The following is a 25,557-nucleotide window of genomic DNA, read 5'->3' as shown; positions in this document are numbered from 1 at the left end:
AAGAGCGCGCCCACCACCGGGCGCGCGGCGCGGCGGCCCGATCCCCGGCGACAGGCCGCCCTCCCCTTACACGGCCGAGGCCCGACCAGCACACCTCCTACGAGCAAGAAGACAAGGACAACGATGACGGCAACAGACGCCCAGGCCTCGCGGACCGTGGCCGAGAAGTTCGTGGAGCGCCTCGGCAGGCAGGACCCCCACGGCATCCAGGAGCTCTTCGCCGAGGAGATCGACTGGCACGTCCCCGGCAGTGACGCGCTGCCCTGGACCGGGCGCCGCACCCGCAGGCAGGAGGTCGCGCCGTACTTCACCACGATGTGGCCGCACTTCGCGCACGGCATGAGCACGGTCGTGCTGGAACGCGTCATCGTCGACGGCGGTGACGTCGTACTGCTGGCGGTCTGGACGCACACCGCCGTGGCCACCGGCAAGGAGTTCACCACACCGGTGGCCATGCATCTGGTGGTCGAGGACGGCCGGATCGTCCGCATGCACCTGTACGAGGACACGCTCGCCGTCGAGAAGGCGTTCAACGCCGGCTGAACCGGTGCGGCGGCAACACGCGTTCGCGGGTTCGCGGATCGGCGTGAACGGGGTCGGATGCGCCCGATCGGGGCAAACCACCGGCCCGGGCAGCCGGATCCGGTGTCCGCGTTCGAACAGGTACACCTCCCCGTCGAACAGGGCCCGAGGAACACGACCGCGCGTTGGGGCACCCGGGCTGGGGGCGTGTTCACTGCAGGCCCGGGCTAGGGCGACGGAGGTGGGGCAGCGGGCGCGGCGGCGCCGGCCGCCGTCAGAGCCGATGCGCGGGTCGGCGATGAGTCTGCGCCGCCCGCTCCGTCCAAGAGGGGAGGGCGCCTTCGCCCCGATCCCGTTGGGAGGGCACATGATCGACCTCGAACCGGCGTGCGCGCACTTGGAGGAGCTGGTCGCAGGCCTCCCCGGGGATGCACTGGGCCGGCCCCCTGAACCGCCCCGCGGGGGCGGCTCGGGGCCGGATTCGGCCCGAGGCGGTAGGCGCCGCGGGCGGGCAGGGAAGGCTACGGGCGATGGCCATCGTTACCGGAACGTTCACGCCCTGGTCCGCAGTGCTGTCGGCGGGGGCCGCTGCCGCCTCGGGCGCGCTGACCGCCTGGGCCTGGGGCGCCCCCGTCCCCGACCCTGCCGCCCACCGCGTGTTCCTGGGGGTGTGGTGCACGGCGGCTCTGGCCCTGGCCGCCCTGGGGTCGGGCCGGGCTCCGCGCGCCTTGGGGGTCTTTGCGTTGGGCGGGCTGGTGGGGGCCGCCCTGGGCAGCACTCCGTGGCAGAGCCTGGACGCGGTCTTCTGGTACCAGCTGTGGTGGACCGTTCCGGTCGCTTCGGGGCTGGCGGCGGCCGTGCGGAGTGCCCGGCGCGGGCGTGCCGGCGAGTCCTGACGGCTCGGCCGCCTGGTGCGCGGCCGTGTTCCGGAGCGGGTTCAGGGGAGTCGGGCCAGGCGGTGTGCGCCCTGTCCGGGGTCTGCCCGTGGGGCCATTGGGCGATCGGTCCCGCGCCAGGACGCTGCCCCGAAACGGTGAGGGCGGGCCCCGGAATGGGGGCGGGACTGGCCAGAGCCGTTGGTCGAGTGATCGGTGCTCGCCGCGGCCCCGCCGATTCGATCACTGTGCGCGGTCTGTGGGGACGTAGCGGTTCCCGGCCCCTCCGGCCCGGGCACCGCCCGGAGCGGGGGCCTTCCGGGGATGGCGATGCCGCGGATCAGGTCGGCGAGGCAGCGCGGGGGCATGGGGCGCCCGGCCGCAGGGCCGGTCGGTGGTGCTCTTGCCGGCCCGCTGATCCTTCGCCTGGAGCAACAGAGGGTTCGGGGGCCGGGGCCGGCGGGCCGCCGACGCGTTCAACCGCCTTATCCTCCCTACAGCCGGTCCCCCCTGATGGGTGGTTCCGGAGGATGCGCCCCTCCGCCGTCCTTGGCGTCCACTTCACAGGTGGGGCGGTCGTGGGACCGGTCGTTGGGGATCAACAACACGTCGGCAACCTGCTCAGGGGAGTCCACGACGAGCCAGTCGCCGCCCGTGAGGGGATCCTCGGCCGGCCCGAACGCCTGGGACGAGTGAACCGTCTGACACCCCAGCACCACACGATCCTCGTCGACCGCGCAGGCGTCCACCGCGGGGTCGGAATATTCGTCGGCGCCGTCGAAGCGGAAGGAGAAGTGGACCCGGTCGCCTTCGGAGGGCTCCTGCGGGTGGGGCTCAAGGCGCCAGTCGACGACCGCTGCGGTGACGCCCATAGGCCGCCCTTCCGTGTCCACGACCTCCACCCCGGCACCGGCCTCACCGCGCTCCGCCGTTGTGTCGGTGCAGCCCCAGGAAGAGCACCCGGACAGGGTGAGCATCACCAGGGCAGGCGGGACAACGGCGAATACTCGTGCAGGTGACGCAGGCGGCACTGAGACGACCTCCGGCCGGGGCGGGGCAGTGTATCCAGGTGGCGAATCCGGACAAGGCCGGGAGCCCGCTCTTGCGCCTCCGACCGCGGCCGGAACGCCGGCCGTGTCGGCCGGGAAGGTGCCCAGCAACCGAAGAAGCTCAGTGAGCGGGGCGGGGCAGTACAGCCAGGGCCGTCCCGGCTATATCGGTCAGCGTCTCCTCGCTCGCTCCGGCCTTGCCCAGCGCTTCGATGCCGCGCAGCACGGCGAGCACGAGCGCGGCCAGCTTTCCCGGATCCGCGTCCGCGGCGATATCGCCGTTGCGCTGACAGGCCGCGATGTCGCCCTCCAGCAGCGCTTGCAGCTCCTCGATGGCCGCGCGTGCCCGCTCGGCCACCGTCTGGTCGTGTTCGGCCAGCTCGGCGGCGCCCTTGGCCAGCAGGCATCCGCGGTGGGCGGTGTCCGCGGCGGTCGCCGCCGCCACCGCGTACACGTGGGCGCACAGCCGCGCGTAGGCGTCCGCGTCGTTGCCGCGCAGCTGCCGGCCCACAGCATCGACGACGGAGCCGCAGTAATCGTCGAACACGCGGTGGAACAGCTCCTGCTTTCCGCCGAACGCGCCGTACAGGCTGCCTTTGCCGAGCCCCGTCGCCTCGGCGATGTCGTCCATCCGCGTGGCGGCGTACCCACCCGACCAGAACCGCTCCCGGGCGGTGTCCAGTACCTGCCGCTCGTCGAACTTCTTGGGCCGTGCCATGGGGGCAGCCTAACCGTTCTTGACTCGTTCGTCCAGAACGGTTAGCGTTCTGGACGAACGAGTCAAGAATTGAGGAGTGGGCGCGCCATGACAGAAGTACTCGCGGGCAAGGCGGCGGTGGTCACCGGAGCCAACAGCGGCATCGGGCTCGCCATCGCCAGGAGGTTCGCTGCGGAGGGGGCACGGGTGTTCCTGGCCGGCCGCCGCCAGGAGCCGCTCGACGCGGCCGTCGCCGAGATCGGGCCGGCGGCCATCGGTGTGAGGACCGACGTTTCGGTACAGACGGACCTCGACGGCCTCTACTCGGTCGTGCGCGAGGAGGCGGGCCGCATCGACGTGCTCGTCGCCAACGCCGGCAGCGCCGTCCCTCAGCGCCTCGGTGAGATCACAGAGGAAGCCGCCGACGCCACCTTCGGCACGAACGTGAAGGGCACGATCTTCACCGTGCAAAAGGCGCTGCCCCTGCTGTCGAACGGCGCCTCGATCGTCGTGACGGGATCGACCAGCACCCTCCGCCCCGGACCGGGCCTGGAAGTCTACGGCGCATCGAAGGCCGCGGTGCGCAACCTGGTGCGCAGCTGGGCGCTCAGCGCGCAGGAACGGAGGTTCCGGGTGAACGCGCTGAGCCCCGGCCCGACCGAGACCCCGGGCCTGGTGGGCGCCGTAGGCCCCGACCACCAGCTCGCCTCGGAGGTGCCGCTCGGCAGGATCGGCCGCCCGGATGAGATCGCCGCCGTGGCGACGTTCCTGGCCTCGGACGCTTCCAGCTTCGTGAACGGCGTCGACTGGTTCGTCGACGGAGGCCAGGCCCAGGTCTGACCACGCCCCTCATACGGCCGGCATACCGGGCACCCCGGTTCACCGGTGGAAGGGGCGGCGGCCGTACGCCGAAGGCCGGGCTCTGGCCCGCATCCGGGTGCCCGGCGAGTGGGTCCTCCCACCGGTTCGCACCCGTTGACCACGGAGGCGCTGGTCAGTGCGCGCCGAGGCTGTAGTGATACTCCCCGCTCCCTCCTGCGGTCACGGCACCCCCTGGCATGCGAAACGGGGGCGGCGCGCAGTGCGCGCCGCCCCCGTCGGAGCCCTCCCGCCCTGAGCGGCGGGTCGGTGTCAGTCCCTGGGCGCGCGCGTGGCCGGGCGGCGCTTGGCGCCGCCCTGGCGCGGACCGCCGCCGCTCTCGCGGGCGTCGCGGCGCACCACGGCCTTGCGGCCCTTGATCATGGCCCCCTGCAGGGCGTCGATGACACGGTCGGCGTCAGAGGCGGGAACCTCCACCAGCGAGAAGCGCTCGGCGATCTCGATCGCGCCGATGTCGCGCCCGTTCAGGCCGGCCTCCCCGGCGATCGCGCCCACCAGGTCCTGGGGGCGCACCCGGGCGCTGCGGCCGGCGCCCACGAACAGGCGGACCCGATCGCCCGAGGGGCCGCGGCCGCCTCCGCGCCGCCCCGGGCCCTGGGGGCCCCGGTCGCGGTCGGAGCGCTCGCCGCGCCGGCCCCGCCGGTCGGTCTCGGCGCGCACCGGCACCTGCGGGATCTCCTGCTCGCCCTCGGCGGCCGGAGCAAGGGCGCCGTGCGCCAGGCGCATGGCCTCCAGGGCCACCCGCTCGGCCCCGAACTCCTCGCGCAGCGACCCCAGGACCTCCTCCAGCTCGGCGGCGGCCGGTGCGGTCTGGTCCTGCGACAGGGCCTCGTGCAGCGCCTGGCGGGTGCGCTCGAGGCGGCGGCGCCGCATCTGCTCGACGGTGGGGACCTGCTCGACCTCGATCGGCCCGGAGGCGGCGCGCCGCACCGCCTTGAGGCGGCGCTGGTCGCGCGGCTCGATGACGGTCAGTGCCACACCGTCGCGCCCGGCGCGGCCGACGCGGCCCACCCGGTGCACGTAGGACTCGGGGGCCGCGGGCAGGCCGAAGTTGACCACGTGCGTCAGGTGATCGACGTCGATGCCGCGGGCGGCCACGTCGGTGGCGACCAGCAGGTCGGCCGCGCCGGAGCGCAGGCGGCCCATCACCCGGTCGCGGTGCTCCTGGCCCATGCCGCCGTGCAGGGCCTCGGCGCGGCGGCCGCGCCCGTTCATCGCCTCGGTGACCCGCTCGACCTCTTCGCGGGTGGCGCAGAAGACGATCGCGGCGCCGGGCTCCTCGGCCTCCAGCAGCCGGGCCAGCGCGGCCTCCTTGTAGCCGCGCGGGACCAGGTAGGCGCACTGGCGCACGCGCGGGGCCTCGCCCTGGGCGCGCTGCTCGGGGGCGATGCGCACGCGCACCGGGTCGGTCAGGTGGCTCTGGGCCAGGGACTCGATGCGCGAGGGCATGGTGGCCGAGAACAGCACCCGCTGGCAGTCGGCGGGGGTCTGCTCCAGGATCGACTCGATGTCCTCGGCGAAGCCCATGTCCAGCATCTCGTCGGCCTCGTCGAGCACCGCCATGGACAGCCGGTCCAGGACCAGGCCGCCGCGGCCCATCAGGTCCAGGGCGCGGCCCGGGGTGGCCACGACGGCGTCCACGCCGCGCTCCAGGGCGCGCAGCTGGCGCCCGATGGGGGTGCCGCCGTAGACGGGCAGGACGCGGGCGCGGGCGGCGGCGCCCATGCTCTCCACGGCCTCGCACACCTGTACGGCCAGCTCGCGGGTGGGCACCAGGATCAGGGCGGCCGGGCCGCCGGGGGTGCGCCCGGAGCGCTGGGCCAGCATCTGCATGATGGGCAGGGCGAAGGCGGCGGTCTTGCCGGTGCCGGTGGCGGCCTGGCCGAGCAGGTCGCGTCCGGCGACCAGCGGCGGGATGGCCTCGCGCTGGATGGGGGTGGGGTCGGTGAAGCCGGCGGCGGTCACCGAGGCCAGGACGCTGGGGTCCAGGGGGAGGGCGGCGAAGCCCTCGGGGGCGGGGTCGGCCTGCTCGGCCGCCTGGGCCGGCTCGTGGAACTCGGGAAGCTCTGCTGCCATGTCCTGCATGTCCTGCTCGGAGGGCAGGGTCGGGGCGGCGGATGCCATAAATCTCCTCTGGGGACGCGGGCGTCGGTGTCCGTCGGGGCATCGCGCGGTGCGGGCACCCGGGGGTGCCCGCAGGCTGCTGCGGGTGGATGGGCGCGGACCTGTCCCTCGCGGCGCCGCGCGTCCGCAGTGCGCTGTCGCCGCATGCCCGGATCCGGCCCCTTCGCATGGGGCCGCGGGCGCACAAGGGTCGCGGCCTCCCCGACGGTCACTAGGCTCCGGCCGCCCCACAAGCCTAGGTGATGGGCGCCCCTGCCCGCGCCCCGGGGTCCGCAGAGGAGACCAGAAGCACACTGGGCCAGGGGTGTGCGGGGGTGGAGGGCGGGGGTGTCGGCGCAGGTGGGTGCGGTGGCCGAGTGTCGCCGGGCGGGGCGCGGAGGGGAGCGGGCTTCGGTCCTTGTTCCGGGCGTGGTGCGGCGTTCCGTGCGCGCCGGGGCCCGCTCACAGGCCGTGCGGAACCGGGCGGGAGTAGACGAGCATGTCCCGCGGGGCGCCCCGGACGGTGCGCGACCGGGGCCGCAGCCCCTGGCGCCGGAAGCCGGCGTGCTCGGCGGTGCGTACCGAGGCGGTGTTCCACGGCTCCACGTACAGCTCCAGGCGGGGGATCGCCAGCGACCCCAGGGCCCAGTCGGCGACCGCCGTCAGGGCCGCCGCGGCCGCTCCCCGCCCCCGGTCCAGGTCGTTGAGCCACAGCCCGGCGGCTCCCACGGGGCGTCCGGCGTCGACGATGACGAAGGGGCAGCCGCTTCTCGTTGCCGTCCGCTGCCATTGGCGGCGGATGAACGCCGCCCCCTGCTCCTCGGTGAAGGGGGAGGGGACCGTGGTGATTGCGGGGATGTAGTCGTCCTGGGCGGCTTCACGGACCAGTTCAAGGTCCGACATGCGCCAGGGGCGCAGGAAGGCGCCCAGGCGGGCGCTGAGGACGGGCAGGCCGACGGGTCGGTGCATGGGCGTATCGTGCCCGCCCCTGAGGGGCCGCACGCTCCCCGCCGGGCCCCGGCCCCGCGGCGGCGGGGCCCTGGGGTGCTGCCCCTCGTCCGGGCTGCGCAGCCGCCGCCGGCCGGGGCGGCTGCGCGCACCGCCCGCTCACCCCGCTCTGCACCCCTGGGCCCGATGGCAGGAGAAGCGGCGGCCCCGTCATCGCGGTCCCGCCCGGCCGGGGGGCGTGGCCGGCCTTGTGGGCCAGGTGCGGGAGTGCCTGCGGCGGGCCTGGGGCGCCGACACGCGGGCGCAGGTCCTGGACGGGCGGGTGCGCGTCTTCGATTCCGGCAGGCCCGGCTCCGGTCAGCGCGCGCGCCGGTCGATCAGGGCGCCCAGCCCGTCCAGGATGCGCTGCAGGCCGAACTCCCATGCCTGGCCGCGGCCGCCGTCGCGGGCCGCCGGGGCCAGGGCGGCGGCCAGTGCGGGGAACCGCTCTCCGTGCTCGTGCACCAGCGTGCCCAGGGCGGTGCCGAGCTGCGGTCCGTCCCCGCCGGCCGCGCCCGGTGCGCGGGCCTGCTGGGCGATGGTGCGCACGTGGCCCACCAGCAGGACGGCCGCGTCCATCCGCTCGGCGCCGCCGAGCCCGGTTCCCTCCAGGGCGCCCACGGCGCTCTCCAGCCACGACAGCTCTGCGGGGCCGGGCACCCGCGGGCCGACGGTGGCCTCCAGCGCCCAGGGGTGGTCCAGGAACGCGGCCAGCAGCCGGCGGGCCCACTCCTCCAGCCGCGCGCGCCACCCGGCGTGCGGGTCCTGGGGGGCGGGGCAGGGGCCGACGGCGGTGTCCGCCATGAGCGCGACCAGTTCGGCCTTGCCCGGGACGTAGCGGTACAGGGCCATCTTGGTGACGCCGAGCCGCCCGGCCACGCGGTGCATGGACACCTCGCCCAGCCCCTCGGCGTCGGCGGTCTCGATGCCGGCCCGGGCGATGCGGTCCAGGTCGAGGGCGGGCCTGGGGCCGCGCGCGGGGGCCGCGCGGGGCCCCCACAGCAGCCTGACCGCTCCGGAGTGGTCCTGGCCCATGCCGGTCCTTCCTTGTGGCCGCTCGGAACTGCGTCTACGATACACAGCACCGGACAGTGTCCGTCGGACACAGTTTCAGGGCACAGGAAGCGGAGGCCCCCGTGGTGAACAGCGACATCCTCATCTCCGGCGCCGGCATCGCCGGCCCGGCACTGGCCTACTGGCTGGCACGCCACGGCTTCACCCCCACCGTCGTGGAGGACGCGCCCGCCCTGCGCCGGGGCGGCCAGGCCGTCGACTTCCGCGGCCCCACCCACCTGACCGTCCTGGAGCGCATGGGCCTGCTGGACGAACTGCGCCGCATACAGACCGGCGGCAGCCCGATCCGCTTCGTCGACGAGGCCGACCGCACCCTGCTGCACCTGCCCGACTCCTTCGCCGGCGGCGACATCGAGGTCGCCCGCCACGACCTGGCCCGGCTGCTCCACGAGCACAGCGCCCCGACCACCGAGTACATCCTCGGCGACTCGATCACCGCCCTGACCCAGATGCCCTCGGGCGTCCTGGCCGAATTCCGCCGCGCCGGCCCGCGCGAGTTCCACCTGGTCATCGGCGCCGACGGGCTGCACTCCAACGTCCGCCGCCTGGCCCTGGGCCCCGAAGAGCGCTACGTCACCCACCTGGGCCACCACGCCGCCACCTGGCCCCTGCCCCACGGCACCGGCCTGGCCCCCGCCCGCGGCTCCACCGCCTACAACACCCCCGGCCGCTTCGCCTCCGTCGTCGCCGGCCACCGCGACGGCGCCCGCCCCCAGGCCTACGTCGTCTTCGCCGCACCCCCGCCCGGCCCCGACCGCCGCGACCCCCGAGCCCACAAGCGCCGGATCGCCGAGGCCCTCTCCGGCATGGGCTGGCACGTGCCCCGCCTGCTCCAGGCCCTGCCCGGCGCCCCCGACCTGTACTACGACGCCATCAGCCGCGTCGACGCCCCCGCCTGGTCACAGGGCCGGGTGTGCCTGGTCGGCGACGCCGCCTGCGGCGCCACCATCGGCGGCATGGGCGCCGGGACCGCCGTGGTCGGCGCCTACGTCCTGGCCGCAGAACTGGCCCGCACCCCCGACGACCACCGGGCCGCCTTCACCCGCTACGAGGACCGGCTGCGCGCCTACGCCCGCCGCTGCCAGGCCGGCGGCGACCGCACCGGAACCTTCCTGGCCCCCGCCACCGCCCGCGGCATCCGCCTGCGCAACACCCTGCTCTCGCGGCCCCTGCTGCTCAAGGCGATGCTCGCCATGGGCCGGCGGACCACGACCGTGGCCCTGCCCGACCTGCCGGCCGGCCGCACCTCCCGCTGAAGGACCGCCCGGGATCACCCCCGGCGCGGCCCCAGCCGCGAGCGCCGGATCTTGCCCGACGGCGACTTGGGCAGCTCCTCCACGAAGTCGATCGTGCGCGGGTAGGCGTGCTCGGCGAAGCGCCCCCGCACCAGCTCGCGCAGCTTCTCGGCCAGCTGCGCCCCCGCCTGCGCCCCCTCGGCCAGCACCACGCTGGCCGCCACCGTGCGCCCGCCCGAACCGTCCGGGGCGCCGTAGACCGCCGCCTCCACCACGTCCGGGTGCTCCAGCAGCGCCGTCTCCACATCCCCCGGGACGATCCGGTACCCCGAGGCCAGGATCGCCTCCTCGTCCCGCGAGGAGAAGAAGAAGCACCCCTGGCGGTCGCGCACCGCCGTGTCACCGGTCACGAACCACCGGCCGTCAGGCGTCAGCCGCGCCCGCCGATCCCCGGCATAGCCGCCGAACCAGTACGCCGGGCTGTCGTGGGCGTCCACCGCCACCCGCCCCAGCACCCCCGGGGCGGCCTCCACGTCGTCGAAGGGGTCCAGCACCGCCACCGACCAGCCCGGCAGGCACGTGCCCTGCGACCCCGCGGGCACCGCCGCCCGGGCCCGGGGGTGCTGGTGCTGGCCCACGCACACCCCCAGCTCGGCCTGCCCGTAGTGGTCGCGCACCGGCGTGCCGAACACGTCGGCCGCCCACTCCGCCACCCCCTCGGGCAGCGGCTCGCCCGCACTCGACAGGCGCCGCACCGCCACCTCCGGCGGCAGCGTCTTGACCGACGAGCGCAGCGTCCGGTACAGCGTCGGCGGTGCCACCAGGTTGCTCACCCGCTGCTCGGCCAGCACGTCCAGCACCAGCTCCGGGTCGCCGCCCGCCCGCAGCTGCAGACTGGACCGCCCCTCCGCCAGCGGCGCCACCAGCCCGTGGAAGAGCCCGTAGTGCCAGCTGGGGTCGTGGGTGTTCCAGTACACGTCCCCCTCGGCCACGTCCAGGCCGAAGCGCAGGTGGGACTGGAAGGCCGCCAGCGCCCGCACCGGCACCTCGAAGGCCCGCGGCATGCCGCCCGGCCCGGGCGCGAACAGGTGCAGGAACGGCGCCGCGCCGCCCACCGCCGCCGGCTCGGGCACCGGGCCCGCCCCCGCGGCCAGCCCCTCCAGGCTCAGGTCCCCGGCCAGGCCGCCCCCCTCACCGGCCACCGCCACCCGCCACGGCCCGGCGTCCTGCAGCTTGTGGCGCACCTGCTCCTCGCAGACCACCAGCCGGGCCCGCGCCGCGGCCAGGCGCGTGCCGATCGCCGCCGGCGCCAGGGCCGTCAGCAGCGGAACGTGCACCGCCCCCAGCCGCCAGGCCGCCACCGCGGTCGCCGCCAGGTCGAACCCGCGCCACAGCAGCGTGGCCACCCGGTCGCCCGGGCCGATCCCCAGGCGCGCCATCCCCGCCGCCAGGCGCGACGAGCGCTCGGCCAGGTCGGCGAAGGTGCGCACCGACGGCTCCAGGTCCTCACCGATCTCCACGACGGCCGTGGCCGAGCCCGGATGCCGGTCGCACAACAGGCGGGCCACCGATGCGTCCGGGGCGTCGTACATGGCCAGCCAGTCGTGTACCTGCTGCGCCGGGGTGGGCATCGGTGAGCGTCCTCGTTTTCTACGCTATCGGGGTGTTGGCGGCGTTCGGTATAAGAGTATGCCTTGGTGTGTGATGGTGCCCTCATCCGCCGGGGGCACGCCCGCGCCTGGGGGAGGGGAGAGGACCGATGAACGGACCCGGGTACGACGCCGAGGAGCTGTGCGAACGCCACGGCCTGGAGGCCGCCGCCGCGCACTGGCTGCGCAGCGCCGCCGACCTGCCCCACCCCGCCGCCCGGGGCGCCGCCGACCCCCTGACCGCCGACCCCGACCGCCTCCTGGCCCCCTTCGCCCTGCCCGAGCCCGACCGCGCCGAGATCCGCGCCGCCTGGCCCGACGCAACCTGGCCCCCCGGCCTGCTCCACCTGGTCGAACGCCTGGCCGCCCGCGCCGCCGCCGACGCCGGCACCGCCCCGGCCTGGCAGGACTGGCCCGCCCTGCACACGGCAGAGGACCCCCGCGCCCGCTGCGCCCCCGTCATCGCCTTCGCCCTGTCCCTGCCCTGGTACCTGGAGCACCAGCGCGCCCTGGGCGTACCCGAGGACGTCACCCGCGCCACCCTGCGCGACGTGGGCCGCCAGGTCGCCGCCAACCGCCGCATGTTCGGCCGCACCGGCCTGGAGACCGCCGGCTGGGTCGCCCTGCAGTTCCGCTCGGGCCTGTACGAGCTGGGCCGCCTGCAGTACGAGCCCAACGTCCTGGCCACCCAGGCCTCGGTCCGCTGGTTCGACCACGCCCGCGCCCGCGCCCTGGGCCGCCCCGACCTGGCCCCCGGCGCCCCCTGCCTGCGCATCCACATCCCCGCCGGCCCGCCCCTGGACCCCGGCGACGTCGCCGACTCCCTGCGCCGCGCCCGCCCCTTCTTCCGCACCCGCCTGGGCGCCGACCACCCGGTGGCCACCTGCTCCTCCTGGATGCTGGACCCCCGCCTCAACGACCACCTGGGCCACGACGGCAACATCGCCCGCTTCCAGAAACTGTTCACCCTGGTCGACGAACCCGCCCCCGGCGACGACGACGTGTTCCGCTTCATCCACCGCAGCCCCCGGGCCGACCCCGCGCGCGCCCGCCGCACCACCCGCCTGGAGCGCGCCACCGCCGACCACGTCGCCGCCGGCGGCCACTGGCACGTGCGCACCGGGTGGCTCGACCTGCCCGAATGAGCACCGGCAGGCGCCCGGCCGAGCGCCGGCGCCCTCCCGGCTCCCCGTCCCCCTCACCGGCTTGACCCTGCCCCAAGGGCATGGACTGCACTGGTGTGCGAGCCGCCGGCCCGACCCCGCGGGCGACCCGCGCCCCGGCACGCGCCCTCGGCGCCACCCGCGACCGCGCCCGGCACCGCCCGGCGACGGCCCGGACGGCTCGCCACCCGCCACACGCCACCGAGTGAGGACACATGCGAGCCCTGCACAGGCCCTTCCAGATCATCCGCGCCCACCTGGGCGCCTACCTGCTGGGAAGGTCCTGGATCCGCCCCGGCGCCGTCGGCGCCCCGAACCGGCGCCGGGCCTACCTCCACGGCCTGCGACAGATCGGATGGCTGAGCCTGCCCGCACTGGCGCTGTTCGTCATCGGCGCCCTCTACGAGGCCTTCGAGATCATCTACCTGGTCCCGCCCCTGCTGGCGGGCTGACCACGGGCCCGGGGCGGAGGCGATCCGCCCCGGGCCCGCCCGGCCCCGCTCAACAGGCGGCCGAGTCGATCAGCCAGTGGTACCGGAGGCGGGAGGCGCGCTCGAAAGCGGCCAGGAACCCCGCCGCGCCCAGAGCCGCGTTCGCCCACACCGGCAGGCGCACCGGCGAGGCGAACGCGCCCACCTGCTCGGCCACGGCCTCGGGACGGGTCAGCACCTCCGCCCCCTGGAGCAGCCCCACGGCCAGCGCCGCCAGCAGCACCGCCGCCGACACCGCGCCCACCACCGCGCTCGCACGCGGATACCGCCGGCCCAGCCGCTCCCGCAGCCCCTCCAGCGAACGCGGGTGCGGGCGCAGCGCGAACTCGGCGCCGTCGTCGCCGACATAGCGCATGCGCTTGAGCCCGAACGGGGAGGCGGCCACCTCGACCACCCCGCCGGGCACCGGGAAGGCCGCCGGAAGGTTGGAGCGGTGCACCTGCAGGCCGTCCCGGTACAGCGCGGCAGGGCTCTTACCCGCCCCGGCCTCCTGCTCCCGCTTGGACTTGGAGTCCACCAGGTGGCGCACGTCGACCGCGAAGACGCACCGCCCGCCCGCCGGGCCCGCGGTGTCGAGGAAGAACAGCGAGCGCGTGGACACCTGCCAGATGCGGTACTCGGCCAGCGCGCTCCCGTCGCCCGGCCCGACCCTGCCGCGCCACCGGCGCCGCCTGAGACCTTCGACCATCTCGCCCACCTCCCGGGGTTCGGCCCATCCACGAAACGGCCCGGGCCCCGCGCAGGCGGGAGACCACAGGTGCAGGAGGCGGCCGCAACGCCCACCGCCCCCGCCCGGGGCGCCGAGCCCAGTACAAGGCCTGCCCTCGGGGCAGGGTCAACCCGGCCAACTCCGGCGCGCGGTACCGTGGCGGCCGCGGACAAGGAAGGATGCCGCCATCGAACGATTGGCCGCACGCATGGCGCCGGTGGTCCGCAAGGCACGGCAGAAGGACCCGCAGTCGGCGGACCCGACCGCCGGCTCGCCCCAGGGGGCCGAGGCCGCCCGCAACGTGCTGGCCCACGCGGTGGCCGAAATGTACAACCCCGCACAGATCCGCCTGCTGCAGTGCCTCAACGAACTCCTCGACCGGCAGGACGCCGACGACCCCCGCACCGGCGGGGGAGGGCCCCGCGACGACTGACGGCACCCCGCCCACCGGGCGACTCCGGCACCGGCCCTGCACCACCGGCTAAAAGACCGGCTCGCACAGCCCCAGCGCCGACAGGAGAACGTTCAACCGCTTGGAATCGTGCTCGATCACCGGCGCGTACTCGCACACCCCGATCCCCACCACCTCGTGGTGGCGCGCCAGCGCGGCCAGCACCCGGGCCACCGCCTCCACCGACGGCCCGCCCGGCTCCGGGCACGCCACCGCAGGCACCTCGGCCGGGTCGCACACGTCCACATCCAGATGCACATACGCCGGGCTGCCCGCCGTGCGCCGCAGCGCCACCCCGTCGGGGTCGGCCTCCACCGCCTCCGGACCGGCCACGGCCACCCCGTGCGCCCGCACGAACTCCTCCTCGGCCGGATCGAAGGCGCGCGTGCCCACCAGCGTCACATCACGGGCCGACAGCGCCGCACCCGCACCGGTCAGCCGCGCATGGCCCTGCCCCAGCAGCGCACGCAGCACCATCCCGTGCGCCCGCCCCGACGGCGAGGACTGCGGGGTGTTCAGGTCCGGGTGCGCGTCCACCCAGTAGCAGGCCATCCCGGGGTAGCGCGCCGCCAGGTGCCGCACCGCCGCCAGATCCGAGCAGCAGTCCCCGCCCAGCGTGAGGGTGCGCGCCGGATCCCGCCGCGCCAGGCGGTCCCCGAGCTGGCGCTGGGTCTCGGCCACCGTCTCCAGGTTCAGCACACCGCCGACCACCCGCCGGGGGCCGTCGGTCACCGAGACGTGCAGCCTGCTGCCGCCGGAGGGCACCTGGCGCGCCAGCGCCGCCGCCCCCGGCGCCACCCGCACGTCATCGCCTCCCTGCCACAGCGGCACCACCAGATCGACGTCGCGCTGCCAGACCATGGACCCACCCTAGGACCGCACACCCCAGCCCCGCACCGGATCCGGCGCGAAAGGCCGGCGACCGACAGCGGCCACCCCCGGGGGACAACCGGTTCCCGCTCCTGGGCCGGGCCCGGTGCCCGGCGGCGAGACGGCCGCAGCCCTGCCGGGCGGGCCCCTCCGGACCCGGCCCTAGGCCCGCGACGGAACCCTGCGGGCCGCCCCGGCCACCAGCCGCTCCAGCGGCCCCTTGCCCCACCGCGCACGCCAGGCCCAGGCCCCGCCCACCGCCGCGACGGCGAACGCCTCGGCCAGCAGCGGCCACTCCCACCATCCGGCCGAGCGCACCGCCCAGATGCCCAGCACGTGCGCCACGTAAACCGTCAAGGACATCGCCCCCACCGCCGCCAGGGGCGCCAGGGCGCGCGGCGCCCGATCGGCCGCCTCCAGGCACACCGCCACCACGACCACGGCGACCCCCGCCGACCCGGCCGCCTCGAAGGTGGTGCCGCTGTGCGGAACGCTCGTCAGCAGCCAGGCCGGGCCCTCCAGCGGCACCGCACCGTGGAAGTAGGTGTGCGCCCCCACCCGCGCCGCCTCGGCGGGGGAGGCCAGCCACCACAGCGCCAGCCGCGCCCCGCCGTACCCGACCGCCGCCAGCACCGCGCCCCAGGCCGCCATACGCGCCCGCACCCGCCCCTCGGCCAGGTCCACACGCCCCAGCGCCAGCCCTGCCAGCACGAACGGCAGGAAGGAGACCGCGGGGAACATGCCCGTCAGCAGGAACGGCGCGGCGCCCGTGGAGACCGCCAGCGCCTCGGCCGCACCGCCAGCCGCGACCCCCTCCAGCCCCGCGCGCGCCAGATAGGAGGCCTGCGGGCCGACCAGGGCCCACAGCGCGGCCACGAGCAGCAGCCGCCGCGCGGACATTCCCAGGAACGGCAGCGCCAGCAGCAGGAAGCCCCCGTAGTGGGCGATGATGATCGCCACCGGGGTGTCCAGCCGGATCAGCACCAGGCCGACCACCGCCAGGCACCCGGCGCGCACCGCGATCCGGCGCCGGGCCGTGGCCAGGCGCGCCCCGGCGGGAATCCGCGTGCGGCCGCTCATCATCGCCAGCGCCACCCCGGCCAGCAGCGCGAACAGCGCCGAGGAGCGCCCGTGGGAGAGGGTCCGCACGGCCTCTTGGAAGGGCTCGGGTGTGAAGGGGGCGCCCAGGTGGACGGTGAACATCGCCAGCACCGCCACGGCGCGCGCCAGGTCCAGTCCGCCCAGCCGGGCGGCGCCCTCGGCGGGAGCGGACGGCGGGGCGGGGGCGTGCAGGGGCGCAGCGGTGGTCAAGCGGGGGCCTTCCTGACCGCGCGGGGCGGCCGAAGGGGGAGCGGGAGCGTGTGAGAAGGCCGTGGTGCGAGAGTGCAGGGCGGCACGGCGAAGGCAAACAGGGGGATATGCCGCCGTAAAGGGTAAGTCGCGCCCCCGAGGAGGCAAACCCTGCGGGTCGGTGCCGCCGACCCGCAGGATCCCGCCCCCGCCGCGCTTCCCGCACGCCCGAGCGACCGGGCACCAGGGGAGAAGTGGCCAGGATCACGCGACGGTGACCTGCGAAAACGGTCCTCCGTGCCGCCGCCGTCCAGGCCCGGAAACCCGCCATGGGCCCACGCCGGAGGGGGAGGGGAGTGCAGGCTCCACAGGCGAGGCGTCGGCGCCGAATCCGGCACTGCACGCACTCCTCGGCCAAGCGCCGTCCGCTCACATGAGGCCCCGTGCCCGGTCGACTCGATGTCGCGCACCCGCACCGGCAAATGGCCGTCGGCGGCGTTGAGGCACAGCTCGCCGACCATGACCGCGAGCGCATCGGCCCCGGCGAAGGTCGTCGCCTCGATGAGCTCGTCCTCCCGATGCTCGATTTCGCACTCGGGCACAGGACGGTCAGCCGGTTCGCGCCGGTGCACTGACAGGCCGCCCGGCGGACGGGGAGGGTTCCACCGGACTCAACTTGACATAATGCTGATTATCGGCGCTTCGAGTACCCGCCTGGAAGAGGGGTTGCCCAGGGCTTCTCGCGCTTGCGGTTCGCGTGCGCACGTTTCGCTCACCGGCCCACCGGTGCTCCACGCGCGGTCGGTGCACGCCCCGCCGGAGGCGCCGTAGGCCGTGGCGCGCCAGTGCGAGAAGGCATGCAGCGCATCGGGGTTCACGTCGCTGGCCGACCTCGGTCGACCTCGTGAGCGGCCTCTGAGGCCCAGGGCCTCAATGGGCGAACACCGGGTCGCCGGGGCGGGTCGGCACGTCCGACCGGCTCGGGTCTCCGTACCTGACCCACTTCGCAGATCGCTTGTCTGCTGCCACGCGCCCGGAGCCTCCGTCCGCGCTCTGTGTGCGTCCGGACGGCCGGGCGCTGCGCTTCCTGTCAGGTTCGACCAGCCGTGCCGGCCGAACTGCGCCGGCGGCCCGCCTGTGCGATGCGGACGACTCCGGCGGGCGCGGCTCGGAAGGCGGTGACCGTGCGACGGCGAATGCTCGGCACCCCCTGGCGCTCCGCCCCCATGGCGTAGCCGTGTCGCCCCCCTGCCCCGGATCGCCCGGGGCCCCTCGGGGTGGACGTGCAGTTCGAGGTGAAGACGCGGCGTTCCCGCAGGTAAAAAGAGTGCCAAGCCCCAGAGTCCCTGCCGCGGGGTGGATCTGGGCCCTCGGGGGGCGATCGATGTTTCATGCATAAAGTACGTTATGCATGAAACTGGGGCATTCTTGGCATAACGGTCATACCGCCAGGTCCGCCGGGCGGTGCGCCGTCGGTAGGACGCGCGGAGGGGCCCTTGCGTTGTCCCCGCCGCGCCTCTGTGCCGCGCTCCGGCCACAACCGGTCACAAGCCGCCTGTACCCCTGCAATCCTCCCCCGGGCGCGCGATGCTCGAAGGGTGTCGAACAGCATCAGCCCCTCCCCTCGCGACGGTGCGGCCGAGACCGCCGCCCCGACCGACAGCGCCCCGGACGGCCCCGAGGCCGCCCGCCCGGCGCCCGCCGCGCACGACGACGGGCGCCCCTCCCCTCCCCCCACCGAGGCCTCCGGCGCCTCCGGTGCCCCGGGGGCGCCGCGGCGCCCCGCGGCCGACCGGTTGGTGGGCATCGACGTGGCCCGCGGCCTGGCGGTCCTGGGCATGTTCGTGGTGCACGTGGGCGTGGGCTGGACGCTGGCCGACGGCAGCAACGCCCTGTACGGGCTGGTGTCCGGGCGCTCGGCGGCGCTGTTCGCGCTGCTGGCCGGGGTGTCCATCGCCCTGCTGTCGGGCGGTCCCTCCCCCAAGGCCGGGCACGAGATGGGCGTGGCGCTGTGGCGGGTGGTCATCCGCGGCCTGATCATGCTGCCGGTGGGCACCCTGCTGACGATGCTGGGCACCCCTGTCTCGGTGATCCTGGCCTACTACGCGGTGTTCTTCGTCCTGGCGGCGCCGTTGATGAGCGAGCGCTGGAAGATCGTGGCCGGCACCGCCGCGGTGCTGGGCGTGCTGGGGCCGGTGGTCTCCTTCTACCTGCGCGACCTGATCTCGGGCGGGCCGCTCGCGGGCCCGGTGGGCGCGGTCGACTCCTACGACCCGCTGGTGTCCCTGGCCGGGGACGGGTTCGTGAACTTCCTGATCACCGGCGCCTACCCGGCCATCACCTGGATGCCGTTCGTGCTCGCCGGGATGGCGGTCGGCCGGCTGCGGCTGCGCCGCCGGGCGGTGCAGTGGTCGCTGGTGGGCGTGGGCGCGGGCCTTGCCGCGGTGGCCTACACCGCCTCCTGGGCGGCGCTGGAGCTGGGCGGGCGGGCCCGGTTGGAGGGGTCCTTCGACGCCTCGGCGATGGAGGCCTACGGCGGGGCGTCGAGCGTGGGCGAGGCGCTGCGGGAGGGGTTCCCCGGGACGGTGCCGGTGAACGACTGGGCGTGGCTGCTGGTGTCCTCGGGGCACAGCGGGACGCCGTTCGAGGTGTACGGGGCCGGGGGCATCGCGCTGGCGGTGCTGGGGCTGTGCCTGATCGTGGCGCCGTATCTGCGGTGGGCGGTGTATCCGCTGGCGGCGGTGGGTGCGCTGGCGCTGACCACTTATGTGGGGCATGTGCTGGTGATCCGGCTGGCGGGGTCGGGGCTGGTGGACGGGACGCCGCTGGCGTTCGTGTCGGACCGGTTGGACCTGACGGTGCTGGTGGGGGCACTGGTGTTCGCGACGGTGTGGCGGCTGCTGGTGCGGCGCGGGCCGTTGGAGTGGCCGCTGCACGCGGTGTCGATGTGGGTGGCCAAGCGCATTCCGTGAGTGCGGGCGCCCGGCGGTCGTGCCGGGTGCCGGAGGCGTGGGCAGGGGCGGGGCGCGGGGCGTCCGGCCCCTTCGTCGTGGCGTGGGTGGAGGGGGTGCCGCTCCCCTGCCCCGGGGCGGTCCGGCGCGGGGCGGCGGGGCGGCCGCGCTGCGGTCGAACAGCGGTGGCCGGGGTGTTCGAAAACGCCCGGGGCCAGTGTGGTGGGCGGGTTCGGGATCGGGGAGGGTTGGGGGCATGAGCACTGCGGAGTTCGTTGGAGGTTCTGTGCAGGGGGCCGGGGGCGCGCCGGGGCGGTCGGCGGCCGAGGCGGTGGAGGAGTACCTGGTGGCGCGGATGGCGGGCAAGCCGTCGCCGCACACGGTGGCGGCCTACCGGCGTGATCTGCGGGGGGTGCTGGAGTGTGCGGCGCAGGGTCTGGGGCGCCCGGAGGAGCGGGTGGGCCTGGAGGAGCTGGACGCGCAGGTGATGCGTAGGGCGTTCGCGGAGTTCGCGGCCGAGCGGGCGCCGTCGAGCGTGGTGCGGGCCTGGTCGACGTGGAACGGGTTCTTCGGGTTCTGGGTCTCGGAGGGGGCCCTGGCGGGCAATCCGATGCAGGCGGTGCGGCGTCCGCGGCTGCGGCAGGGCGAGCCCAAGCCGTTGATGGGCGAGGACACCCCGGAGCGGTTGCTGGAGGCGTTGGCGGCGGGGTGCCGTCGGGCGCGGGATCCGTGGCCGGAGCGGGACATGGCGGTGATGGCGCTGGCTCTGCTGACGGGGTTGCGGTCGGCGGAGATGCTGGGGCTGCGGGTGGAGTCGGTGGGCGGTCGTCCGGGTGAGCGGCGGGTGCGGGTGGTGGGCAAGGGGGGCCGGACGCGGTCGCTGCCGATCGAGCCGCCGTTGGAGGCGTTGTTGGAGGCCTATCTGGCTTCGCGCGAGGCGCGGTTCGGGGTGCGGGTGCGGGGCGGGGATCCGCTGCTGGTGGACAACCGGGGCGAGGGGCTGCGCCGGGGCGGTCTGCAGTACCTGGTGCGGCAGTGCTACAAGCATGCGGGGGTGAACGACCGGGTGGCGCGGGGGACGCTGGTGCATGCGCTGCGGCACACCTTCGCCACGCGGTTGGCCGAGGACGGGGCGTCGGTCACCGAGATCATGCGGTTGCTGGGGCATACGTCGTTGACGTCGTCGCAGTCCTATATCGATGTGACGGCGTCGGCGCAGCGGGAGGCGGCGCGGTCGAACCGGACCTATGGGGTTCTGCGGCGGTTGTCGGAGGGTGCGGGTGCCGCGGAGGGGGCGCACTAGGGTGTGGGGCCGTGTCTTCGGTGATTTCGACGGTGAATGTGAACGGGTTGCGGGCGGCGGCGCGCAAGGGGTTCTCGGAGTGGCTGGGTGCTTCGGGGGCCGATGTGGTGTGTCTGCAGGAGGTGCGGGCGCTGGCCGAGCAGCTGCCGGCCGAGGTGGCGGCTCCGCAGGGGTGGCATGTGGTGCTGGCGCCGGGGGCGGTGAAGGGGCGTGCGGGGGTGGCGGTGTACTCGCGTGCGGATCCCGATGCGGTGCGGGTGGGGTTCGGCGCGGAGGAGTTCGCCGGGTCGGGCCGGTATGTGGAGGTGGACGTGGGGGCGGTTTCGGTGGGGAGCCTGTATCTGCCCTCGGGTGAGGTGGGTACGGAGCGGCAGGCGGAGAAGGAGCGGTTCATGGAGGCGTTCTGGCCGTATCTGGTGCGGCGGCGGGCCGAGGTGGAGGCTGCCGGGCGTGAGCTGGTGGTGTGCGGTGACTGGAACATCGCGCATCGGGAGGCGGATCTGAAGAACTGGCGGGGCAATCGGCGCAGTTCGGGGTTTCTGCCCGAGGAGCGGGCGTGGTTGTCGCGGGTGTTCGACGAGGCGGGGTATGTGGATGTGGTGAGGGCTTTGCATCCGGGTGTGGAGGGCCTGTACTCGTGGTGGTCGTACCGGGGGCGGGCTTTCGACAACGATGCGGGGTGGAGGATCGATTACCAGGTGGCCACGCCGGGGCTGGCGGCGCGGGCGGAGCGGGCGTGTGTGGAGCGTGCGGCCTCGCATGATGCGCGTTGGTCGGACCATGCGCCGGTGACGGTGTCCTATTGCTGAGTGCGGGCCGTTCGAAGGGATGGGATGTCGGCATGGGCGTTGCGATCGTGTTGGTGCACGGGTTGCGGGTGTCGGGGAGCATGTGGCGTCCGCAGGTGGAGCACTTGCGGGAGGAGGGGCGCCGGGTGGTGGCGCCGGATCTTCCGGGGCACGGTGAGCGTCGGGGTGAGGAGTTCTCGCTGGGGCGTGCGGTGGATGCGGTGCTGGATGCGGTGGACGGTGTGGGGGGCCGTGCGCTGCTGGTGGGGTTGAGTCTGGGGGGGTTCGTGTCGATCGCGGCCGCGGCGGCGAGTCCGGGGCGGGTGGCCGGGTTGGTGGCGGCCAGCTGTACGGCGCGGCCGGCGCAGTCGTTGGCGCAGGTGTACCGGATTCCGACGGCGTTGCTGGATGTGCTGCCGGACAAGGGTGAGTCGGTGAACGAGCGGTTCCATCGGTTGACGCTGCGCGGTGAGGGGGCCGAGGCGGTGCTGGGCGGTGGTCTGGCGATGGAGGCGGCGCGGTCGGTGATCGATGAGATCGCGGACATGGACGTGTTGGGGGCGTTGGGGGCGTATCCGGGGCCGGTGTGGTTGGTGAACGGTGCGCGGGATCATTTCCGGATTCATGAGAAGCGGTTCATGGACGCGTGTGCGCAGGGGCGGTTGGTGAACGTTCCGCGGGCGGGGCACATGGTGAGTCTGGATCAGCCGTTGAATTTCTCGCGGTTGGTGGCGGATGCGGCCGATGTGGTGTCGGTTCGGGAGGGGCGTCGTCCGGTGGAGGGCGGTGAGGGGCAGGCGCGTGTGCTGGAGGGGCCGGCGTCGGGGTGAGGGCGCGGCTGCGTTTTCGTGGAGGGGCGGCTTTCGGGCCGCCTCTTTTTTGGTGTGTCGGTGGCGGTGTCGGTGGTTTTCCTGAGGTGGGGCATGGGGAGGCGGTAGCTTCGCGTCGTCTGCCCGGCCGGTTTCCAGGGTCTGGGGCGGACGAGTAAGTATGATGAAAGTATGAGCGAGGTGAAGAAGCGCGTGACGGTGACGTTGGACCCCGAGCTTCTGGCGTGGGCGGAGCAGGCGGTGGAGGCGGGCGAGGCGCGGTCGGTGTCGTCCGTGGTCAATGAGGCCCTGGCCGACAAGCTCCGACGGCAGGAGAACGCGGGGGTGCTCATCGAGCAGGACCTGCAGCAGGCGCGCGAGCGCGACCCGGAGGAGTTCGAGCGCGCCATGGAATGGGCGCTGGGCCTCACCGGTGAGTCCCGGCCCCGCGAGGCCGGCCCGGACGGGGCGGCGGCGTGATCGGCGGGAAGATCCTGACGGCCTCGGCGATCTCGTCGTGGGTGGAGGGGTCGGTGTACATGTCGGCGCTGGTGGGCGTGGCCAAGCGCAAGGTGGTGCCCCTGCACGTGCCCGCGTTGGCGCTGGTGCAGGCGCTGAGCGGGCTTCCGGGTGAGCGCGCGGAGGCGGCCCGGGGGCGCCTGGACGCACCGGTGTTCACCTTCGGCGCCCTGGGGCGGGGTGAGGCCGAGGCGGTCGCGCACCTGGTCACCCGGTGGCAGGGCACCGGCCTGTCCCCCGCCGATGCCCATGTGATCTGGGCGAGTTCGGCGTACCGGGGGTGGCCGGTGGTGGTGGCCCACGGGGCCAAGGCGTGGGAGTCCTGGCTGCCCGATGTGGCCGTGGAGCAGGTTCCCTAGGCGCGGCCCATCGGCGGAGGACGGCGGCGGGGCCGGGGGGCTCTCTCTCCCGGCCCCGCCGTGCGGTCTGCGGGGCGCCGCGGGGTTCCGTGGCGGCGTCGGTTCGGCGGCGTAGGGGTGAACGCCGTGGTCCCAGGGGAGGAAATGTCGTCGGGTTCGGCCGATTCGGCCGCGCGCGGGGGTGCGGGGTCGCTACGTTCGGTTCTGGCGGGGGCACGGTGCGTCCGTGCTTGCGCCGGGACGCTGTCGGTGACGACGGGGCGGTTGATGAGGCCATGAGCGCACGCGAGGATCTTCTGTCGGCTTTGGACCAGGGGTGGATGAGCGACGCCCACGCCTACCTGGCGCTCAAGCCGCTGTGGCGGGACGGGCGCATCACGCGGCCCGGGGGCAGGTCGCGCCAGCACATCCTGCTGGCCAAGGAGACGCTGCGGTCGGCGGCCCGCAACGGGGTGCTGACCGAGGAGGAGGCCGAGAAGGCGATGCGGCCGCTGCGCGGGCCCGGCGAGGGGGACGCGGGCGCGCCGGGGTGAGGCGCGGCGCCGCCGGGCGGCGCAGGGCGATGATCTTGGTCACTTTCGGGCGCGGGGGCGGCCGGTGCGGGGCCCCGGTGCGGTGCCGGGGCGGCTGCACGGCGTAGCCTCGGGGGCTGTGACCTCGCACGATGATTCCCCCGAAACGGGGCCGACGACGACCTCTTCCGCTCAGGGCAAGGGCAGGCCGGGCCTGGCGCACACGCTGCGCCGCCGCCATATGGCGATGATCGCCATCGGCGGTTCTGTGGGCGCCGGCCTGTTCATCGGCTCGGGTGCGGTGATCCATGCCGCCGGGCCGGCGGCCGTGGTCTCCTATGCCATCGCCGGTGCGCTGGTGCTGCTGACGCTGCGGGCGCTGGGCGAGATGGTGGTGGCGCGGCCGGCCTCCGGCTCCTTCTCCGACTATGCGCGCCTGGCCCTGGGCCCGCGCGCCGGGTTCGCCATCGGGTGGCTGTACTGGTGGATGTACTCGGTGCTGGTGGCGGCCGAGGCGGTGGCCGGCGCGGCGATGCTCTCGGGGTGGGTGCCCTTGGACGGGTGGCTGCTGTCGCTGCTGCTGCTGGTGGTGATGACGGGGGCCAACCTGATCTCGGTCCGGGTGTTCGGGGAGACCGAGTCGCTGTTCTCGCTGATCAAGGTGGCCACCATCGTGGCGTTCCTGGTGCTGGGCGGCCTGTACGCGCTGGGGCTGTGGCCCGGCGGGGGCGAGGGGGTGACGCTGTCCAACCTGTGGGCGCACGGCGGGTTCGCGCCCAACGGGTGGGCGGCGGTGCTGGCCGCCGTGGTGGTGGTGCTGTTCTCCTTCGGGGGCGTGGAGATCGTGACGATCGCCGCCGGTGAGAGCGACGAGCCCGAGCAGGGGGTGGCGCGGGCCACGACCAACGTGCTGTGGCGGATCGCGCTGTTCTACATCGCCTCGATCCTGGTGGTGGTGGCGGTGGTGCCCTGGGACACCGCCGAGCTGCTCAAGAGCCCCTTCGTGTCGGTGATGGAGACGGTGGGGGTGCCGGCGGCGCCGCTGGTGATGGAGGTGGTGGTGTTCATCGCCGTGCTGAGCGTGCTGAACGCGGCGCTGTACACCTCCTCGCGGATGCTGCACGTGCTGACCCGGCAGGGGGATGCGCCGCGGGGGCTGGCGGCGGTGACCCGGCGGGGTGTTCCGGCGCGGGCGATCCTGCTGGGCACGTGCGTGGGGTACGCCTCGGTGGTGGGCAACTACCTGTGGGGCGATGCGGTGTTCGGGTTCCTGGTGGCCTCGATCGGCGCGATCCTGCTGGTGCTGTTCCTGGTGATCGTGGCCTCGCAGCTGGTGATGGGGGCGCGGATGCGGCGTGAGGAGCCCGAGCGGCTGCGGTTCCGGATGTGGGGCTTCCCGTACCTGTCGTGGGCGGTGCTGGTGGCGCTGGTGGCGGTGCTGGGCGCGATGGCGGTGCTTCCGGACCAGCGCACTCCCCTGCTGGCGACGCTGCTGTCGGTGGCGGTGGTGCTGGTGGCCTATGAGCTGCGGCGGCGGCTGGGGCGGACGCCGGTCAGCTCCGAGCCGCTGTACACCCGCGCCGACGGGCGCGAGGCGGCCCCCGGTTCCGGTGGGGCGGCGGCGGGGGCTGACCGGTAGGGCGGCCGCCGGAAGGGGTGTTCGACGTGGTGGGGGCGACGCGCGGCGTCGCCCCCACCACTCGTTTGGCGGGCTGCGGGTCGGGCCGCCCTCCCCTGCCGCCTGTGCCCCGGGGCGGCGGCGACGGCGCGTGGCCTCGGCCTCGTGGCCCATCGGCCTGTCGGCCGCTCCCGCCTTCGGGGCCTCAGTCCTGGGCGCCCTCGGCGAACAGCTCCAGGAACTCCTGCTTGTCGAACATGCGGGCCGCCTCGACGGCCGAGGGGGTTCCCGCGGCCGCGTCGGCGCCGTGGCGGACCAGGGTGCGCACCACTTGGTCCTCGCCCTTGAAGACGGCCCCGGCCAGCGGCGACTGGCCGCGGTCGTTGAGGCGGTCGACGTCGGCGCCCCGCTCGCACAGGGCCTGCACCGCTTCGTGGTGGCCGTGGTAGGCGGCCAGCATCACCAGGGTGTCGCCCTTGTCGTTGGTCAGGTCCACCGGCACGCCCGCGTCCAGGTAGGCGCGCAGGGAGCCGCTGTCGCCGGTGCGCGCGAAGTTGAACACGCGGGTGGCCAGTTCGATCACGTCGGGGTCGTCGGTGGGGTCCGGGCCGGACCGCTGCGGGTCGTTGCTCACGCCCACCAGCCTAAAGGGCG

At 74.8% G+C, this 25,557-nt stretch carries 25 protein-coding genes and 1 pseudogene; 16 read left to right on the top strand and 10 right to left on the bottom strand.

What is annotated here, in order from left to right; genetic code table 11:
* Positions 1-123: 123 nt before the first annotated feature.
* Together C892_RS0102510 and C892_RS0102505 are read left to right on the top strand one after the other, a co-directional pair.
* A complete protein-coding gene (locus C892_RS0102510; protein WP_017555911.1) occupies positions 124-543 on the top strand; it encodes a nuclear transport factor 2 family protein in 420 nt (139 codons plus the stop codon).
* Between the two features lie 509 nt (positions 544-1,052).
* A complete protein-coding gene (locus tag C892_RS0102505; protein ID WP_017555910.1) occupies positions 1,053-1,418 on the top strand; it encodes a hypothetical protein in 366 nt (121 codons plus the stop codon).
* Between the two features lie 473 nt (positions 1,419-1,891).
* Here the strand turns inward: C892_RS0102505 and C892_RS0102500 are convergent, their stop codons facing one another.
* Positions 1,892-2,269: a hypothetical protein gene (locus tag C892_RS0102500; protein WP_239647235.1), complete on the bottom strand. Its 378-nt coding sequence runs from the start codon at positions 2,267-2,269 to the stop codon at positions 1,892-1,894.
* A gap of 298 nt (positions 2,270-2,567) precedes the next feature.
* Positions 2,568-3,164, bottom strand: coding sequence for a TetR/AcrR family transcriptional regulator (locus C892_RS0102495; RefSeq protein ID WP_017555908.1), 597 nt, complete (start codon positions 3,162-3,164; stop codon positions 2,568-2,570).
* A gap of 87 nt (positions 3,165-3,251) precedes the next feature.
* On the opposite strand from C892_RS0102495, the gene C892_RS0102490 reads away from it, so the two are divergent.
* Positions 3,252-3,983 carry an SDR family NAD(P)-dependent oxidoreductase gene (locus C892_RS0102490; protein ID WP_017555907.1) on the top strand — a complete coding sequence of 244 codons (732 nt, stop codon included), beginning with the start codon at positions 3,252-3,254 and terminating at the stop codon, positions 3,981-3,983.
* Between the two features lie 291 nt (positions 3,984-4,274).
* Here C892_RS0102490 and C892_RS0102485 read toward each other — a convergent pair whose 3' ends face one another.
* The 3 genes from C892_RS0102485 to C892_RS0102475 form a co-directional block, all read right to left on the bottom strand.
* Positions 4,275-6,146: a DEAD/DEAH box helicase gene (locus C892_RS0102485; protein WP_017555906.1), complete on the bottom strand. Its 1,872-nt coding sequence runs from the start codon at positions 6,144-6,146 to the stop codon at positions 4,275-4,277.
* A gap of 441 nt (positions 6,147-6,587) precedes the next feature.
* Positions 6,588-7,094: a GNAT family N-acetyltransferase gene (locus tag C892_RS0102480; protein ID WP_017555905.1), complete on the bottom strand. Its 507-nt coding sequence runs from the start codon at positions 7,092-7,094 to the stop codon at positions 6,588-6,590.
* A gap of 336 nt (positions 7,095-7,430) precedes the next feature.
* The gene (locus C892_RS0102475; protein ID WP_017555904.1) at positions 7,431-8,147 is read right to left on the bottom strand and encodes a TetR/AcrR family transcriptional regulator; all 717 of its coding nucleotides are present in this window, start codon (positions 8,145-8,147) and stop codon (positions 7,431-7,433) included.
* Between the two features lie 101 nt (positions 8,148-8,248).
* On the opposite strand from C892_RS0102475, the gene C892_RS0102470 reads away from it, so the two are divergent.
* On the top strand, positions 8,249-9,442 hold the full coding sequence (locus C892_RS0102470; RefSeq protein WP_017555903.1) for an FAD-dependent monooxygenase: 1,194 nt from the start codon (positions 8,249-8,251) through the stop codon (positions 9,440-9,442).
* 14 nt (positions 9,443-9,456) lie between these two features.
* Here C892_RS0102470 and C892_RS0102465 read toward each other — a convergent pair whose 3' ends face one another.
* Positions 9,457-11,052 (bottom strand): AMP-binding protein, encoded by a 1,596-nt coding sequence (locus C892_RS0102465; protein ID WP_017555902.1) that lies wholly within the window; start codon positions 11,050-11,052, stop codon positions 9,457-9,459.
* Positions 11,053-11,180: 128 nt separating this feature from the next.
* Here C892_RS0102465 and C892_RS0102460 point away from each other — a divergent pair, with 128 nt between their 5' ends.
* Together C892_RS0102460 and C892_RS0102455 are read left to right on the top strand one after the other, a co-directional pair.
* Entirely contained in the window at positions 11,181-12,215 is a 1,035-nt protein-coding gene (locus C892_RS0102460) for an acyltransferase domain-containing protein (RefSeq protein WP_017555901.1), read from the top strand.
* 275 nt (positions 12,216-12,490) lie between these two features.
* Positions 12,491-12,685: pseudogene (locus C892_RS0102455) on the top strand (stage II sporulation protein M); the annotation flags it as partial.
* 49 nt (positions 12,686-12,734) lie between these two features.
* On the opposite strand, the gene C892_RS0102450 reads toward C892_RS0102455, so the two are convergent.
* Entirely contained in the window at positions 12,735-13,412 is a 678-nt protein-coding gene (locus C892_RS0102450; RefSeq protein ID WP_040685218.1) for a hypothetical protein, read from the bottom strand.
* Between the two features lie 217 nt (positions 13,413-13,629).
* Here C892_RS0102450 and C892_RS0102445 point away from each other — a divergent pair, with 217 nt between their 5' ends.
* Positions 13,630-13,866: a hypothetical protein gene (locus C892_RS0102445; protein ID WP_193374731.1), complete on the top strand. Its 237-nt coding sequence runs from the start codon at positions 13,630-13,632 to the stop codon at positions 13,864-13,866.
* A 48-nt stretch (positions 13,867-13,914) separates the two neighbouring features.
* On the opposite strand, the gene C892_RS0102440 is transcribed toward C892_RS0102445, so the two are convergent.
* Together C892_RS0102440 and C892_RS0102435 are read right to left on the bottom strand one after the other, a co-directional pair.
* Complete coding sequence (locus C892_RS0102440; RefSeq protein ID WP_017537723.1) at positions 13,915-14,745, bottom strand: arginase family protein; 831 nt, start codon at positions 14,743-14,745, stop codon at positions 13,915-13,917.
* Between the two features lie 171 nt (positions 14,746-14,916).
* Positions 14,917-16,065, bottom strand: a complete 1,149-nt coding sequence (locus C892_RS0102435; protein ID WP_017555897.1) for a heparan-alpha-glucosaminide N-acetyltransferase domain-containing protein — start codon at positions 16,063-16,065, stop codon at positions 14,917-14,919.
* Between the two features lie 422 nt (positions 16,066-16,487).
* Between C892_RS0102435 and C892_RS29875 the strand changes: the two genes are divergently transcribed.
* From C892_RS29875 to C892_RS0102390, 9 genes are all read left to right on the top strand, one after another.
* A complete protein-coding gene (locus tag C892_RS29875) occupies positions 16,488-16,679 on the top strand; it encodes a hypothetical protein (RefSeq protein WP_017555896.1) in 192 nt (63 codons plus the stop codon).
* Between the two features lie 963 nt (positions 16,680-17,642).
* Positions 17,643-19,016 carry a DUF418 domain-containing protein gene (locus tag C892_RS0102425; protein ID WP_017555895.1) on the top strand — a complete coding sequence of 458 codons (1,374 nt, stop codon included), beginning with the start codon at positions 17,643-17,645 and terminating at the stop codon, positions 19,014-19,016.
* 235 nt (positions 19,017-19,251) lie between these two features.
* Positions 19,252-20,298, top strand: a complete 1,047-nt coding sequence (locus tag C892_RS0102420) for a tyrosine-type recombinase/integrase (RefSeq protein WP_017555894.1) — start codon at positions 19,252-19,254, stop codon at positions 20,296-20,298.
* A gap of 20 nt (positions 20,299-20,318) precedes the next feature.
* Positions 20,319-21,107, top strand: coding sequence for an exodeoxyribonuclease III (locus tag C892_RS0102415; RefSeq protein WP_017555893.1), 789 nt, complete (start codon positions 20,319-20,321; stop codon positions 21,105-21,107).
* 32 nt (positions 21,108-21,139) lie between these two features.
* Positions 21,140-21,916, top strand: coding sequence for an alpha/beta fold hydrolase (locus tag C892_RS0102410; RefSeq protein WP_017537716.1), 777 nt, complete (start codon positions 21,140-21,142; stop codon positions 21,914-21,916).
* A gap of 171 nt (positions 21,917-22,087) precedes the next feature.
* Entirely contained in the window at positions 22,088-22,375 is a 288-nt protein-coding gene (locus C892_RS0102405) for a ribbon-helix-helix domain-containing protein (RefSeq protein ID WP_017537715.1), read from the top strand.
* The gene (locus C892_RS0102400; protein ID WP_017537714.1) at positions 22,372-22,773 is read left to right on the top strand and encodes a hypothetical protein; all 402 of its coding nucleotides are present in this window, start codon (positions 22,372-22,374) and stop codon (positions 22,771-22,773) included. The genes C892_RS0102405 and C892_RS0102400 overlap by 4 nt, the downstream gene beginning before the upstream one ends.
* A gap of 275 nt (positions 22,774-23,048) precedes the next feature.
* Positions 23,049-23,306: a hypothetical protein gene (locus C892_RS0102395; protein WP_239647233.1), complete on the top strand. Its 258-nt coding sequence runs from the start codon at positions 23,049-23,051 to the stop codon at positions 23,304-23,306.
* A gap of 220 nt (positions 23,307-23,526) precedes the next feature.
* Positions 23,527-24,924, top strand: a complete 1,398-nt coding sequence (locus tag C892_RS0102390) for an amino acid permease (RefSeq protein WP_040685216.1) — start codon at positions 23,527-23,529, stop codon at positions 24,922-24,924.
* Between the two features lie 184 nt (positions 24,925-25,108).
* Here the strand turns inward: C892_RS0102390 and C892_RS0102385 are convergent, their stop codons facing one another.
* On the bottom strand, positions 25,109-25,543 hold the full coding sequence (locus C892_RS0102385) for an ankyrin repeat domain-containing protein (protein WP_017555890.1): 435 nt from the start codon (positions 25,541-25,543) through the stop codon (positions 25,109-25,111).
* Positions 25,544-25,557 lie beyond the last annotated feature (14 nt).

Source organism: Nocardiopsis baichengensis YIM 90130 (assembly GCF_000341205.1).
In the GTDB taxonomy this organism is placed as follows: domain Bacteria; phylum Actinomycetota; class Actinomycetes; order Streptosporangiales; family Streptosporangiaceae; genus Nocardiopsis_A; species Nocardiopsis_A halophila.
The sequence above is the reverse complement of the archived record's forward strand: the minus strand, read 5'-3'. Positions and strand labels throughout refer to the sequence as shown.